Source organism: Aquimarina rhabdastrellae, assembly GCA_947387485.1.
GTDB lineage: Bacteria > Bacteroidota > Bacteroidia > Flavobacteriales > Flavobacteriaceae > Aquimarina.
This window is the reverse complement of record CANDNT010000008.1, coordinates 100800-115581: the sequence shown is the minus strand read 5'-3', so window position 1 is coordinate 115581 and position 14782 is coordinate 100800. Positions and strand designations below refer to the sequence as shown.

The 14782-nt window shown below is 32.4% G+C and carries 11 protein-coding genes; 5 read left to right on the top strand and 6 right to left on the bottom strand.

Annotated elements, in window-relative coordinates; genetic code table 11:
* The first annotated feature begins 48 nt into the window (after window positions 1–48).
* From ACYEKI_RS13255 to ACYEKI_RS13245, 3 genes are read left to right on the top strand one after another with little or no spacing between them, the layout of a single operon-like run.
* Window positions 49–966 carry an SIR2 family protein gene (locus ACYEKI_RS13255; protein ID WP_459211680.1) on the top strand — a complete coding sequence of 306 codons (918 nt, stop codon included), beginning with the start codon at window positions 49–51 and terminating at the stop codon, window positions 964–966.
* The gene (locus ACYEKI_RS13250) at window positions 957–1523 is read left to right on the top strand and encodes a pentapeptide repeat-containing protein (RefSeq protein ID WP_459211679.1); all 567 of its coding nucleotides are present in this window, start codon (window positions 957–959) and stop codon (window positions 1521–1523) included. The genes ACYEKI_RS13255 and ACYEKI_RS13250 overlap by 10 nt, the downstream gene beginning before the upstream one ends.
* An 8-nt stretch (window positions 1524–1531) precedes the next feature.
* Window positions 1532–1927 carry a cytochrome c oxidase assembly factor Coa1 family protein gene (locus ACYEKI_RS13245; RefSeq protein ID WP_459211678.1) on the top strand — a complete coding sequence of 132 codons (396 nt, stop codon included), beginning with the start codon at window positions 1532–1534 and terminating at the stop codon, window positions 1925–1927.
* 49 nt (window positions 1928–1976) lie between these two features.
* Here ACYEKI_RS13245 and ACYEKI_RS13240 read toward each other — a convergent pair whose 3' ends face one another.
* Window positions 1977–2852 (bottom strand): hypothetical protein, encoded by an 876-nt coding sequence (locus tag ACYEKI_RS13240; protein WP_459211677.1) that lies wholly within the window; start codon window positions 2850–2852, stop codon window positions 1977–1979.
* A gap of 229 nt (window positions 2853–3081) precedes the next feature.
* On the opposite strand from ACYEKI_RS13240, the gene ACYEKI_RS13235 reads away from it, so the two are divergent.
* Window positions 3082–3594, top strand: coding sequence for a DinB family protein (locus tag ACYEKI_RS13235; protein ID WP_459211676.1), 513 nt, complete (start codon window positions 3082–3084; stop codon window positions 3592–3594).
* 64 nt (window positions 3595–3658) lie between these two features.
* Here ACYEKI_RS13235 and ACYEKI_RS13230 read toward each other — a convergent pair whose 3' ends face one another.
* The 3 genes from ACYEKI_RS13230 to ACYEKI_RS13220 all read right to left on the bottom strand — a co-directional run bounded on the left by ACYEKI_RS13230 (window position 3659) and on the right by ACYEKI_RS13220 (window position 7106).
* On the bottom strand, window positions 3659–3898 hold the full coding sequence (locus tag ACYEKI_RS13230) for a DUF6095 family protein (protein ID WP_459211675.1): 240 nt from the start codon (window positions 3896–3898) through the stop codon (window positions 3659–3661).
* A complete protein-coding gene (murQ, locus tag ACYEKI_RS13225) occupies window positions 3888–4700 on the bottom strand; it encodes an N-acetylmuramic acid 6-phosphate etherase (RefSeq protein WP_459211674.1) in 813 nt (270 codons plus the stop codon). Before murQ ends, ACYEKI_RS13230 begins: the two co-directional genes overlap by 11 nt.
* Window positions 4701–4874: 174 nt before the next feature.
* The gene (locus tag ACYEKI_RS13220) at window positions 4875–7106 is read right to left on the bottom strand and encodes an NADP-dependent isocitrate dehydrogenase (protein WP_459211673.1); all 2232 of its coding nucleotides are present in this window, start codon (window positions 7104–7106) and stop codon (window positions 4875–4877) included.
* A 351-nt stretch (window positions 7107–7457) separates the two neighbouring features.
* Here ACYEKI_RS13220 and ACYEKI_RS13215 point away from each other — a divergent pair, with 351 nt between their 5' ends.
* The gene (locus ACYEKI_RS13215) at window positions 7458–8177 is read left to right on the top strand and encodes a hypothetical protein (protein WP_459211672.1); all 720 of its coding nucleotides are present in this window, start codon (window positions 7458–7460) and stop codon (window positions 8175–8177) included.
* Window positions 8178–8778: 601 nt separating this feature from the next.
* Here the strand turns inward: ACYEKI_RS13215 and rplS are convergent.
* Together rplS and ACYEKI_RS13205 are read right to left on the bottom strand one after the other, a co-directional pair.
* Entirely contained in the window at window positions 8779–9129 is a 351-nt protein-coding gene (rplS, locus tag ACYEKI_RS13210; protein WP_459211671.1) for a 50S ribosomal protein L19, read from the bottom strand.
* A gap of 127 nt (window positions 9130–9256) precedes the next feature.
* Window positions 9257–14545, bottom strand: coding sequence for a T9SS type B sorting domain-containing protein (locus ACYEKI_RS13205; protein WP_459211670.1), 5289 nt, complete (start codon window positions 14543–14545; stop codon window positions 9257–9259).
* Between the last annotated feature and the right edge of the window lie 237 nt (window positions 14546–14782).

Sequence of the window (14782 nt, the reverse complement as noted above, 5' to 3'; positions counted from 1 at the left end):
AAATAGAAATCATTAAATTAGGAGAAATCAAAAGCTTACTCCTTTTTAATGAACTTAAATAAAAGCTCGAATGTAGCTTATATACAAGATTTAATTGCTACTCATGCAAGCAAAATTTCTTTTATGGTAGGTAATGGTATTAATCGTTATTATCATGAAGCTTCTGTTTCGTGGAGTGATTTATTACTCAACTTGTGGAATAATAACACAGAAGAAAATAAGATAACTTATATTCCTGAAGGAATTTCGTTCACTGAGTTTTTTGATATACTCGAAATCCAAAGCAAAAAAGAAAAGAACCTAGGAGGAGAGATACAAAAACAAGTGCAGTCAGCAATGCAGTTATGGAAAGGCTCTGCTGAACAAAATCATTTATTACAAAAGATAAGGTCAATAAAAGCACCTATATTGACTACAAATTTTGATAATCTTATGCAGCAAACAATGCAGTTAAAAATGTATAAGATTGTAACAACTCCATTTACAGATTATTATCCATGGTCGTGTTATTATGGAACAGAACAACTAACTACACCTACAGCAGGTTTTGGGATATGGCATATTAATGGTATGATTAAATACCACAGAAGCATTAAATTGGGATTGTCTCAATATATGGGAAATGTAGCTCAAGCTCGAAAATTTATACATAAAGGATATCAAAATCTTTATGCTCAAGATGCTGTATGGAACGGAAGCAATACCTGGTTAGATATAGTGTTTCATAAACCTATAATGATACTGGGATTAGGATTAGACGAAACCGAAGTCTTTATTAGATGGTTACTTATAGAAAGAGCAAAATATTTTAAGAAGACAAAAACGACTCAAAAAGGGTGGTATATAGAAAAAAGTACATCAAGAAGTAAAATTTCTGAAGGAAAACGCTTTTTTTTAGAATCAGTCGGTATTGAAATTATTACTTTGGATAATTATAAAGAACTCTATGTAGATATATGGAATTGATTCTAGATCAAAATTTTAAAGACAAAGATTTTAAACATACAAAATTTGTAAAAGGAGAATATGATAATTGTATATTCTCTAATTGTGATTTTACCGAGGCGAATTTGGCTAATGTTATTTTTACAGAATGTGAATTTGTTCAATGTAATTTTAGTAATACTTCAGTAAAAAAAACAGTATTTAAAGATAGCGCATTCATAGAGAGTAAATTAGTAGGAATTCAATTTAATGAATGTGATGATTTCTTATTTTCGGTAACATTTACACAATGTATTATAGAATATGCTTCTTTTAGAGCAATGAGAATGCGTAAACAGCAATTTAATTCATGTAAATTACACGGAGTCGATTTTGAAGATACAGATTTAACCGAAGTTGTATTTGAATCTTGTGATTTAGATACAACTACTTTTGTAAGAACAAGATTAGAAAAAGCAGATTTTACAACAGCAAAGAACTATAGTTTGGATCCTGAACTAAATCAAATAAATGGAGCAAAGTTTGATAGAAGTGAAGTTCATGGATTATTATCTAAATATAATATTAGAATAGCGTAATTATTGTTATGGAGTATAAACTGAGAAGATGGGGAATAGGAGGACTCATTTTTATAATAATCATAATAGGAGTGATATATATGTTTATAGGAGAGGCTATACCACAATACGCAGCTATATATGCAGATACTTCGATTTATGAAAAACCTCTTGAACAAGTAAGAGCGAATAAAGAGGTAAAAGCATGTATAGGAGATACCATTACTGTGGGAGAAATTATATCTGGAGAAGTGTTTTTTTTTGAAGATTATAAAAAGCTAACATTAACTTTACCCATACACGGAATAAAGCAAAAGGCCAAAATGGATATTATAGCAATAAAAGAAGGTGAAGAATGGATTTATAAAGAGATCAAAATAAGAGTGAAAAAAATAAAGAAAACGATTTACATTTTAAAAGAATAAAAAAAGGCTTACAGATATTGTAAGCCTTTTGTGTATTTTGAAAAACAATTTAATCCTTGATATAATTAGAAAATTGCTTAATCCCTGTCTCAGATAAACGTTTAGCTTGTTTTGCATAAAAAGATTTAGTCTGTCTTAAAGTCTCAGCTTGAAGAATTTCTTCGCTTCTTATATAACGCTTATCAGAAGCAAACATAGAACGTTTATCAAAAATCAAACTTAATTCTTCTAAAACAGCTTCTAATTTTAATAAAGCTTCTTGAGCTTTTTGTTGAACAATTTGTTGCTGTTTAAGTTCAGCAGCTCGTTTTGCCTCTAGCTTGGCTTGTTTTTGCTTTTGAAGTTCAATTTCTTCAGCTAGTCTTTTTTGTTGAGCTTCTAATTCTTGTTGCTTTCTTAATAATTCAGCACGTTGACGATCCATTTCATTTTGATGCTGTTGAATAGCTGCTTGAGCAGATTCAATTGCAGTTGATGTCTTAGTGGCAGTAGTAGTAGTAGATGCACCTTCAGAAGAAGTACTCTCTTCTTGAGTATCAGAAGATGTTGTGAAATTTGTTTTAATATCACATTTATTTAATTCTACCAAAAGCTCAGTAGCTATTTTTTCAGCTCTTTTAGCATAAAATCTACTTCTTTCCCAAGTATCTTGCTCTATAGAACTTTCCATATTATCACGAGCATCATAAGCTAAACTATTAGAATCATAACATCCGTATAAATCAGTAAGACGTTCTACTTCTAATAAAGCTTCAATCGCTTTCTCGGCATATTGATGACTATGTTCTATATTATTTACAATAAAAGCTTGACGGATATGCTTTTTTGCGTAAGCTGCTGCCGACAGAACATCTTCAAACGTTTTTTGAGCATTTGCAAATGCACAGAAAAATAATAAACTAGTAAAAAGTAATGCTTTTTTCATAGGTTTTTCAAACTTTGTAATAAAAAAGATATACAAAAATACAACTTTTTAAATTTGGGTTACAATAATGAACAGCATTTTTTATGCCAGAGTGAATTGTAACCATATAAAATTTTAAATAAACAATTAATGACAATTACTAAGTCTTGTTAAATTATATCGCCTTACTTTTGTTAAAAAATAATTCAGTTTAGTGTAAGTTAATCGATTAAAATGCGCCTATATCTTTATGAAAGCAATAATTATATCCTCTATCAACAAAAATTTAAGTAGTGCTATATCTTTAATAGATGCTATAGATGACAAAACTTACTGCGATGCTAGTGTAGCACCATATTATTCTAGTATAGGATCTCATATACGACACGTTCTCGATTTTTTTAATTGTATTATAGGCGGATTAGATACAAATAATGTAGATTTGACAGCTCGTAAAAGAGATGAAACTATAGCTACAGATAAGGAAGCAGCAAAAGCATTTATTTATGAATTGCAAGAAACCTTAAATTCTTTCGTTGGAGCAAATACAGATTATTTATTGCATGTAACAGATAATTTAGGACAAGGAAAAGTAACTGTTGATTATACACTCGAAAGCATATTGGCTCATGCTAATAGTCACGCAATACACCATTATGCTGTAATAGGTTATATTCTTTCCTTTTTAGGAATAGAATTAAAAATTTCAGGTTTTGGATATAATCCTACTTCTCCTATTAATAAAAAGAGAGAAGGGATATAGATATAAAAATATTAAGTCCACTTATGATTTAAAAATTATGTTTAAATTATAAGTGGATTTTTATTTAAGATTTCTTCTTCCCAAAGAAGGCATCCATAATAGTTTTGATGCCTCTAAAAGCCATAAAAATTGCAAAAACAGTTCCGCAAAGTCCTAAAACTAAAATAGGAACAAACATCGGGTGATCCTGATTTTTAAAAGAAGAATGTAGAATTACAGGACTAATAAACATAAATAATATAGCTAGAGCCATACGTTGAACTCCTTTTCCTAGTAATTCTTTATCAGTGTGTTTACGATCCATAATTTTTAATTGCGTTACGTACACTACCATACTTTTCTAGAAGATGTTGTGCATCGCTATATGAGATTTTTAATTCTTCGACTAGCATACGGGTACCTCGATCTACTAACTTATGATTACTAAGCTGCATATCTACCATTTTATTATCCTTTACTCTACCTAATCTAATCATAGTAGTTGTAGAAATCATATTGAGGACTAATTTCTGAGCAGTTCCTGCTTTCATACGAGAACTACCAGTAACAAACTCTGGGCCTACAACAACTTCTATAGGATATTGAGCTGTTTGAGCTAGCGGACTTCCTTGATTACAAGTAATACAACCAGTTGCAATTTGATGCTGGTTACACATTTGTAACGCATGAATAACATATGGAGTTGTTCCAGAAGCAGCAATACCTATAACAACATCTTTTGATGAAATATGGTGCTCTTTTAAATCTTCCCACCCTTGAGTAGTACTATCCTCTGCAAATTCGACCGCTTTTCTTATAGCAGAGTCTCCTCCAGCGATTAAACCAATTACAAGATCATGAGATACTCCAAAAGTAGGAGGGCATTCACTTGCATCTACAATACCTAATCGACCACTAGTACCAGCTCCCATATAAAAGAGACGACCTCCATCATTAAGACGATTTACAATTATAGTAGTAAGTTCTTCTATTTGAGGAATGGCTTTTTCTACAGCAAGAGGAACAGTTTTATCTTCATTATTAATATGAGTTAATAACTCATTAACCGACATTTTTTCAAGATGGCGATGATTAGAATCTTGTTCTGTTGTTTTGGTAAAATTCATGAGGTAAAAGTACTATTTTCAAATGAATTCTAGAGTGATAATACTCATATCACACATTAAAATAAAAACGATTAGATAGAATAGCAGAGTAATCTAAATTTGAGAATGATATATCATAGAAATAAGAAAGGCTGTTTTATACAAAACAGCCTTTAATTCTTTTAAATATAGAAATTAAGCTAATTCGCTTAAGATAGTATTAAAAGTTTGACTAGGTCTCATGGCAGCTGTTGCCTTATCTTCGTTAGGATTGTAGTATCCATCTAGATCAACAGTTACACCTTGTACCGTATTTAATTCTTCAACAATTTTAGATTCATTATCAGAAAGTTGAGCAGCTATAGGTGTAAATAACGCTTGTAATTCTGCATCTTTAGTTTGAGCAGCCAATGCTTGAGCCCAATACATAGCAAGATAGAAATGACTTCCTCTATTGTCTAATTCATTTACTTTACGTGAAGGTGATTTCTTATTTTCTAAGAATTTTATAGTTGCTTGATCCAAAGCATCACCTAATACAATAGCTTTTTGATTGTTATCTTTTTCTCCTTGGAATTCAAGAGAAACAGCAAGAGCCAAGAATTCTCCAAGAGAATCCCAACGTAAGTGGTTTTCGCTAGTAAATTGTTGAACGTGTTTTGGAGCAGAACCTCCAGCACCAGTTTCAAATAAACCACCACCATTCATTAATGGTACGATAGATAACATTTTTGCACTTGTTCCTAATTCTAGAATAGGGAATAAGTCTGTGTTATAATCACGTAAAACATTTCCTGTTACAGAGATCGTATCCTTACCTTCTTTAATTCTTTCTAAAGAGAAACGAGTTGCTTCAATAGGAGATAAAATTCTAATGTCTAATCCAGTAGTGTCGTGATTTGGTAAATAAGCATTTACTTTTTCGATTAATTGAGCGTCGTGAGCTCTATTTTTGTCTAACCAGAATACAGCAGGAGTGTTTGTTGCTCTAGCTCTACTTACAGCTAATTTAACCCAGTCTTGAATAGGAGCATCTTTTACTTGACACATACGCCAGATGTCACCCTGCTCAACATTGTGCTCTATTAAAGTAGTACCGTTAACATCAACAACTCTAACAGTTCCGTTTCCAGAAATTTCAAATGTTTTATCATGAGAACCATATTCTTCTGCTTTTTGAGCCATTAACCCTACATTAGGGACTGTACCCATAGTAGTAGGATCAAATGCACCATGTTTTTTACAGAAATCAATAGTTTCTTGGTAAATACCAGCATAACTACTATCAGGAATTACAGCTTTAGTATCTTGTGTTTTTCCTTCTGCATCCCACATTTGACCAGAGTTACGGATCATAGCAGGCATAGATGCATCAATAATAACATCACTAGGTACATGTAAATTTGTAATACCTTTATCAGAGTCTACCATTGCTAGTTTAGGTCCATTCTCATAACAAGCTTCGATATCTGCTTCTATAGCAGTTCTTTGATCTTCTGGTAGTGTTTGTATTTTATTAATTAAATCACCAAAACCATTATTTACTTCAACACCTAATTCTTCAAGAACAGCACCATGTTGAGCAAATACATTCTTAAAGAATACGTTTACAGCATGACCAAAAATGATAGGGTCAGAAACCTTCATCATGGTAGCTTTCATATGTAAAGAGAAAAGAACATCATTAGCTTTTGCATCAGCAATTTGAGCTTCAAGAAAAGCTAATAAAGCTTTTTTACTCATTACTGTAGCATCGATGATTTCACCGTTAAGTAATGCAATACTTTCTTTTAAAACAGTTACTTCACCATTAGCATTTACAAATTCAATTTTAGCGTTTGTATTGTCTGCAATAGTAACCGATTGTTCGTTTGATCTAAAATCCCCGCTAGTCATTGTAGCAACATGAGATTTAGAATCAGCAGACCAAGCCCCCATAGAATGAGGATTGTTTTTTGCATACTGCTTTACTGGCTTAGGAGCTCTGCGATCAGAGTTTCCTTCTCTTAATACAGGATTTACAGCACTACCTTTTATTTTATCATAACGTGCTTTGATTTGCTTTTCGGCATCGTTTTGTGGTTCTTCAGGATAATTAGGTAGATCATATCCTTGAGATTGTAATTCTTTAATGGTAGCCTTTAACTGCGGAATAGAAGCACTGATATTAGGAAGTTTGATGATATTAGCTTCAGGAGTTTTTGCTAAAGCACCTAACTCAGCTAGAGCGTCTGCTTGACGTTGTTCTTCTGTTAAGTTTTCAGGAAAGTTAGCAATTATTCTCCCTGCTAATGAAATATCTTTAGTTTCAATGACAATATTAGCAGCCTTTGTATACGCTTGTACAATAGGTAGAAACGAATACGTAGCTAATGCAGGGGCTTCATCAGTTTTTGTATAAATAATTTTTGATGCTTGGATTGTCATATTGTTTTGTTTTTATTTTAAAGTTTGAACCATTTCCCAAGTTAAGTATAGATTCTTTTTATATGAAAATAAAAATCTAATGATTTGGGTTATTTTTTTCAGTTTGTGAAGATACGAAATATAAGAGGTTAAACACAATCTAAAAAAGATAGTTTTTGATATTGAAAAATATTAAAAATGTATTGAAATTGTTAAAAAAATGATTTTTGCATAAATGGTTTTTTGTAGGCCATATTTTAATGCAATAAACGATAAAATATACATGTTAAAAATAGTTAAACTAAAATAAGAGGAACTATTAAAATTATAAATTTAATTCTACTAAAAAATAAATAAACAATAAGTGTAAACATGGTATCTAGTAATGTATATTTTAAGCAAGATGATAAAAAGATATATCATATTCATTGTAAAACATTAGATAAAAAAGAAGTTATAGATGAAGCATTAGATGTTGTAATGCAGGTTATAAAAAAAGCTATTTCTGAAGGTGAAAGCATTATCGAAACGACTTTTTATGAAAATGATAAAGAAGTAGATTACGATGGTGTTTTTTGGGGTAAAGTAGCAAATCTTAAAGAGAGTAGAGATAAGGTAGAAGAGTATATAGCTTTTATCTTAAATATTTTTGAAACTGATGAGGAGCATTATTGGGAAGGAGATGAGGTGCAATTAGCAGATATAGCTGCATACAAGTTTGCTATGGCAGATAAACAGTATATTCCTTTTTATGCAAAATGCCTTAAATGTTGGGATATGGGACATGAGGTTTTTCAGAGTGAACATATAGAAGAGATTATAAGTAAATATGGTTGGATTCCAGAAATTGAAGAATTAATTATCGCTAGAGCTACATGTAACGGACAACATGATGCAGAACAAATAGAAGAATTAGAAGAACTAATTCTAGAACATAATGAACCTTTAGAAGATAGTGAATTCTATATTCGATTTGTCAGAGCTATAGAGGATAAATTAATGACAGGATCAGGTTGGGAAAACTATGCAGAATATGCATTTCCAACTAAGCGATTGTTAGAAGCAGCGCAAAATATTAAAGAAAAGATATAATAAAAAAAACAAAAGCCATATCAATAATAGATACTATTTTGACATGGCTTTCTTATATAGAAGCAATAACAATGCTGGCTGTCTTACCCGCCATAAAATAACAACTTTCGCTAGTTATATCATAGTATCGATTCTATACACAAAGAGTGGTTAAGAATTTGAATAAAATTCCCACTCATTAACTATTGCGAGCACTTCTTTGTATAAACTACTTATGTAGTTTTTCTTTGATAATCTTTACCCGAATAGCCAACATCATACCTTATTATATGTTTACACTTAAAAAAATATCTGAAATTGCATTAGAAAACAGTAGGACGATCTTACGTAATTTGCAGAAATAAATTGAATTCTTTTAGGTAAAATGTTTAGGTATATATTTTATAAAGAACGTGTTTAGTAGATTATAAAAAATATTGAATTCTTGTGTCATCAATTATATTTCATAATCACAACATAAATTTACGAATTAAAAAACATTAAAACGATTATTTAATATGTTAAATATCAACATGTTATAAACTTAGATTGTTAACAATTGTTTATAAAAAAAGCGATCTGACTAGTCAAATCGCTTTTTAATACTTTTAAAAAAGAAAGACTAACGTCTTCTTTCTTTAATTCTTGCTTTTTTACCAGTAAGTTCTCTGAAGTAGAAGATACGAGCTCTACGAACTTTACCTCTTTTGTTAACTTCAATTTTTTGAAGTGCTGGTAAGTTGATTGGGAAAATACGCTCAACACCTACAGTACCAGACATTTTTCTGATTGTAAATGTTTCTGTAGCTCCAGATCCTCTACGTTGAATAACAACACCTCTAAAGAACTGAGTACGAGTTTTATTTCCTTCTTTGATTTCGTAATACACAGTAATTGTGTCTCCAGCTGCAAATTCTGGGAAATCTTTTTTTGTTACAAATTCGTCTTGTACGAATTTTACTAAATCTTGCATTTTGAAATAGTTTTTAATTTTAGATTGAAACAACATTCACGATTCTCGCCAGAGGTTGGTTCAATGAGTTTGCAAAATTAATAAAAATATTGGCAAAATATATTTTTTATAGCGTTAAATTTAAGCTTTAGCGTATTAAACTAAAATGACCTTTGTAAACACTGTTGTCTGTATATAGTATTGAGAACCAGTATTCTGTTGAAGGCATGCTTCTACCATTATATAATCCATCCCAACTTGGACTGCTAGGTGCTAGTTGAGTTAATAGCTTTCCGAAACGATCATATATATATATTGTTTCAAAAGGAACATAATTAGGATTAACAGCCCATACATCGTTATGACCATCACCATTAGGTGTAAAGAATCGTGGTATCATATCTTCTGGAGGACAAAGCATCACATTTATACTGTGACTTTCCTCTATACTAGTACCATTACAAAGATCAACTGTAATAGTTAGTGTATAAGTACCTATATGCAACTCATTAAAATTATCAATAGTTAAATCATTAAGAGTAGAAAAATAATTATTAGGACCTACCCATAGATAAGTAGCATTAGGATATTCTGGGATTTCTATAAAAAGACTATTCCCAAAACAAGCTGTAGTTGTACTTGGAACTCCTGATAAATCAATATTAGGAGAAGGTTCTATAGTTAGATTAAGACTACTTGAATCTTGTACAATAGAGCCATCACAATTTGTAGCAGAAACGGTAACTGTATATCGCCCAGCTTGATTGGTTGTAATATCGGATAAGGTTATTTCTCTAGTATTTGCACTAAAGTTATTAGGACCAGTCCATGCATAAGATGCATTAGGAATTTCATCTGTAGAAAGTAGAATAGTTTCTCCTTCACAAGTATCGATATCTTCAAGTGGTTGTAATGTGATTACTGTATTTTCTTCAACAACAACATCTGTAGATGCGGTACTTGATATTGGATCTCCTAGACATGTTGTTCCAGAAGCGGTTACTGTATAAGTACCTTGTTGAGCAATTTCAATATTAGAAACTGTAATTACTCTTTGGTCAGAAGTGAAGCCATTGGGGCCAGTCCATTGGTAGATAGCCCCGGTTATAAGAGTAGCTTCAATTGTTAAGGTTTGCTGTTCGCATAGGGTAATTAGAGTAGGGATATTTATATCATAATCAGGAGTTGTATTAATTACAACAGCTGTAGTACTAGTTTCTGTTAAAGGATTACCTAGACAATCTGGTAATGTAATACTTACAGTATAGTCACCTTGTTGTACAGTGGTAATATTAGGAATCGAAATGTTTTGTGTTGTAGCAGTAAAACCATTAGGTCCTGTCCAAGCATAAGTTGCTCCAGCAACAAGGTTAGCTTGAATATCTAATGTTTCAGTTTCACATAAAGTGATATTACTAGGAGTGATAGCTTCAAAAACTGGATCAGAATTGATAGTTACAGCAGTTGTATTAGATCTAGTAACAGGATCACCAATACAGTTAATTACAGTAGCTGTTACGGTATAATCTCCTTGATTTACATTAGTAACATTAGGAATGGTAATAGATCTAGTATCAGCACTGAAGCCATTGGGGCCAACCCATGCATAGGTTGCCCCATTGATAACATTGGCTTCAATAGTTAACGTTTGTTGTTCACATAACGTCAATTGGTCTGGGGTATTAATATCAAAATCTTCATCTGTGTCTACAGTAACTGTAGTTGTTTTTGATTCGGTGATAGGAGATCCTTCACAACTTAATGTCGTTACAGTTACGGTATAATCTCCTTGTTGATTAACGGTAATATTAGGAATAGTAATACTAGGTGTTGTAGCAGTAAAACCATTAGGTCCTACCCATTCATAAGTTGCACCTGCGATTACATCGGTTTCAAGAGTTAAATCTTGTCCTTCACAAATAGATACTTCTTCTGGAGTGGTTATAGTAATGACCACTATAGGATTAACTGTGACATTAGTAGTATTTGATCTAGAAATAGTATTTCCTACACAATTCAAAGCAGTGATAGTTACTGTATAACCTCCTTGTTGTGCAGTAGTAATATTAGGGATAGAAATACTTTGCGTGGTAGCAGTAAATCCATTAGGACCAGTCCAAGCATAAGTGGCTCCATTGATAACATTAGCTTGAATAGTTAAAGTTTCTTGCTCACAAATAGAAAGATCATCTGGAGTAGTAACCTCAAAATCTTCATCTGTATTTACTGTCACTGTGGTAGTGTTTGATTCAGAGATAGGATTACCTTGACAATCTGTAGCGCTAACAGTGAGTACATAATCACCTTGTTGAGCAGTTGTAATACCTGTAATAGCTATATTTTGAGTGCTAGCAGTAAATCCATTAGGCCCAGTCCAAGCATAAGTTGCTCCATTTACATTAGATGTGGTAATATCTAAATCTTCACCTTCACATATAGAGATTTGATTAGGATTTGTGACTTGTATTGTGATATCTTCATTGATGGTTACAGTAGTGGTATTAGATCTCGAGATAGGATCACCTGCACAATTTAAAGCAGTAATAGTTACTGTATAATCTCCTTGATTAGTAATGGTAATGTTAGGTATAGAAATATCTTGAGTAGTGGCCGTAAATCCATTGGGGCCAGTCCAAGCATAGGTTCCTCCATTTACAGCATTAGCTTGAATAGTTAAAGTTTCTTGCTCACATAAAGTAAGATCATCTGGAGTAGTAACTTCAAAATCATTATCTGGATTAACATTAACTGTTGTAGTGCTAGATAATGAAGTAGGGTCACCAGCACAATCTGGAGCAGTAACAGTGACAGTGTAATCTCCTTGCTGAGCAATAGTAATGTTAGGTATAGAAATACTTTGAGTAGTAGCAGTATAACCATTAGGCCCAGTCCAAGTATAGGTTGCACCAGTAACAGTATTAGCTTGAATAGTTAAAGTCTCTTGTTCACATAAAGTAATCTCATCAGGAGTAGTAACTTCAAAAGAGGTATTGTTTATAATAACATTTACTTCTAATGATAATGGACAATTAAAAAAGTTAATTTCAACTCTATATAAACCTTCATGTAATGCTTCTTGTGCATTAGGAATTTCATGATTCATTGTATTGGCTATAGAAATGTTGTTTTGGTCAAACCATTCATAAGTAATTCTACTATCGCCATTAAGTATCTCTGGAAAGTTATTTGATACATCAAGGTTAATGGTTTCACCTTCACAAATAGTAATGTCTGGTGCTGTAAATTCAATATCTTGAAAATGTTCTACAGTATATAAAAACAGTTGAGAACCAGATAATCCATCACCATATAGAATATTTCTAAAGTCTATTTTTCTTGCACTACAATCTTCACTTATATAAATAGCATGTGTTTTTCCTGGAACAGAATAGCGACGATCAGTACGACCACCTTGACGATGAACCTCTGTTTCAGGAACGGCAGCCCATGTTCTATCAGCTATAAAAGCACCATTATCAATATTGACTACAGGTTCTTCTCCAAAATCTTCATGTTCTATATATAATCTCCCTGTAATGTTTTGAGAGTCATCTAATGATTTAATACCTCCCATGATACCATCATGACCAGCTAAATCTTGTCCGTGTAATCTATAATAGGTTCCAGAGTAGCGGCCTCCTTCAAAATTAATTTCGTAGCGGTAGAGTCCTAAATCTGTTAGATCAGATACGATTTGTGTTTGAGGATCAGGATAGTTTCTAGGTAGGTCATTATGGTTACGATCTGTGGTTGAGGTTGCACTAAAATTATGTGTTTCAATGCCTACAGGACGTTTACCACAACCAGGTTGTGTACATTGATTACGATCATCATTACCTGTGAAAACACCATTGTAATTCATATAATTTCCTCCTTGATAAGGCCCTAGATATCTAGGTCTATTATCTCGACGACTATTTTTATCATTAATGATGTTAAGTTGCTGGTGTAATGTATTATCATAATTATAAATCTGTAGTTGTCCTTGAATATTATTTGTTTGTACAAACCAACGCATAGAATTAGCGGGATTTACATCATCAATTTCGTCCCAAGACCATTCGTTTGCACCAGGTAAGTTTTGAGTTTCATAAATATGAACTCGATTGTCAAGTGTATGAATACGTGGTGGGTCTGCACTATGAAAAGTAAGCATATGTACTTTATCACCTGGTTCTACTCGACAATCTAAAATACGCTGACGATCAACCCATTCTCCAATTGGAGTACGTTCTACAGATGGAAGAATAGTGGTTAAGATATCGACTAGAAGCGCTCTAGAAGGTACTAGATTATGATCTGCATTAAGTCTACGATAATATTCTGCATTGAAGTTTTTGAAAAAATCAGGATCTTCAAGATACATTTTTTGCATTACAGTTTGACTAATACCATAACGTTGCCAGTGTGATCCTGTTCCTATATCTGTAGAAAAGAAGTCTGTTGTGGTATGAATTTCATGATTTTGAAAATCATAATCCCAATCAAAAGGCATTCCTCTTGAATGGGACCAGTGTATTTTAAATTCGTCTCCATTAAAGAAATTAGGATAACGATCAATAAAAATATCCATAACAATAATGGCAACTGCTTCGGCCATTCCTTCTTCAAATCCACTAAGCGTAGGAACATAATGCCAAGTCTCATCACTACTTAAAATGACATTATCCCTATAAGCGTGTAGTAATTCATGGATCATAAGACGAGGTTGGTCTAGATCTCCATTACGTTCTACATAGGTTGAGCTAATTTGGTTGGGACCGTTATAAAAAACATTTGTTCCTACAGCATTTCCGTCGTTTACAATAGAAACATCGTGATCTCTAGAAGGAGGACCATATATTTCTTTGATTATAGGATTAACGAGATTATAAAAACGCATCATTCTGTCTCTTTGCCAAATTGCATAAGGACCTAATCCATTCACTCCATAATTAGTCTCTACTCTGATGGTTAACTCATTATTAGCATTTCCTAAATCTTCCCATTCAAATCTAAGAGGAGGTGAAACCCATGATGGATTTTGACCATTATCATACATAGAAAAATAGAAAGTATCTCCTATATTAAAAGTATTTCCCATCGCAAGAGCACTACGTCTTATATCTTCATAACTGTGCCCATAGGTATGTTTATCTGTATTTCTTAATAAATGTCCACGATTAAGATCATCAAGACCTGGTGCAGTACCAATTTCGAATCGATAATAAGAACCGCCATCCCATTTTACAATAGCATTGTGAATACTTTGTACAATAGCTCTGGTATTGGTTCCTGGTAACCGTTTTTGGGCATCTATTTCCTTTTTGTGTAATTGATAATAATCCTCATTTTTTTTGAATGCTAAAGAGGGAGACAGACAAGTCGTCGCATCATGATCCTGTGCATAAGTGCATAGGCTGAAGCATAGAAGTAGGGGAATAATGATGTATTTCATTACGGATGTTTAGTTTGGTTATTTAGTTTTTAATAGAACACAAACTGAACTTGACTAGGGGGTTTAATACTAACGAACTAATTTTAGGGCGGGGAAAATTATTAGTTGTTCATTGTACACTCTAGTTCATAATGTAATACCTCCGTAACGTACGGTTTTTAAAAATGTTTTACAGAAATGTTAAAAAGATAAAATAGTATATGTTTTTGGTAATATAAGCTTATAAATAAAAAATAA

Coding starts and splice junctions, on each gene's coding strand:
- ACYEKI_RS13205 (WP_459211670.1), bottom strand. CDS start 14,545: ATGAAATACATCATTATTCCCCTACTTCTATGCTTCAGCCTATGCACT.
- ACYEKI_RS13255 (WP_459211680.1), top strand. CDS start 49: ATGAACTTAAATAAAAGCTCGAATGTAGCTTATATACAAGATTTAATT.
- ACYEKI_RS13250 (WP_459211679.1), top strand. CDS start 957: ATGGAATTGATTCTAGATCAAAATTTTAAAGACAAAGATTTTAAACAT.
- ACYEKI_RS13245 (WP_459211678.1), top strand. CDS start 1,532: ATGGAGTATAAACTGAGAAGATGGGGAATAGGAGGACTCATTTTTATA.
- ACYEKI_RS13240 (WP_459211677.1), bottom strand. CDS start 2,852: ATGAAAAAAGCATTACTTTTTACTAGTTTATTATTTTTCTGTGCATTT.
- murQ (WP_459211674.1), bottom strand. CDS start 4,700: ATGAATTTTACCAAAACAACAGAACAAGATTCTAATCATCGCCATCTT.
- ACYEKI_RS13235 (WP_459211676.1), top strand. CDS start 3,082: ATGAAAGCAATAATTATATCCTCTATCAACAAAAATTTAAGTAGTGCT.
- ACYEKI_RS13230 (WP_459211675.1), bottom strand. CDS start 3,898: ATGGATCGTAAACACACTGATAAAGAATTACTAGGAAAAGGAGTTCAA.
- rplS (WP_459211671.1), bottom strand. CDS start 9,129: ATGCAAGATTTAGTAAAATTCGTACAAGACGAATTTGTAACAAAAAAA.
- ACYEKI_RS13215 (WP_459211672.1), top strand. CDS start 7,458: ATGGTATCTAGTAATGTATATTTTAAGCAAGATGATAAAAAGATATAT.
- ACYEKI_RS13220 (WP_459211673.1), bottom strand. CDS start 7,106: ATGACAATCCAAGCATCAAAAATTATTTATACAAAAACTGATGAAGCC.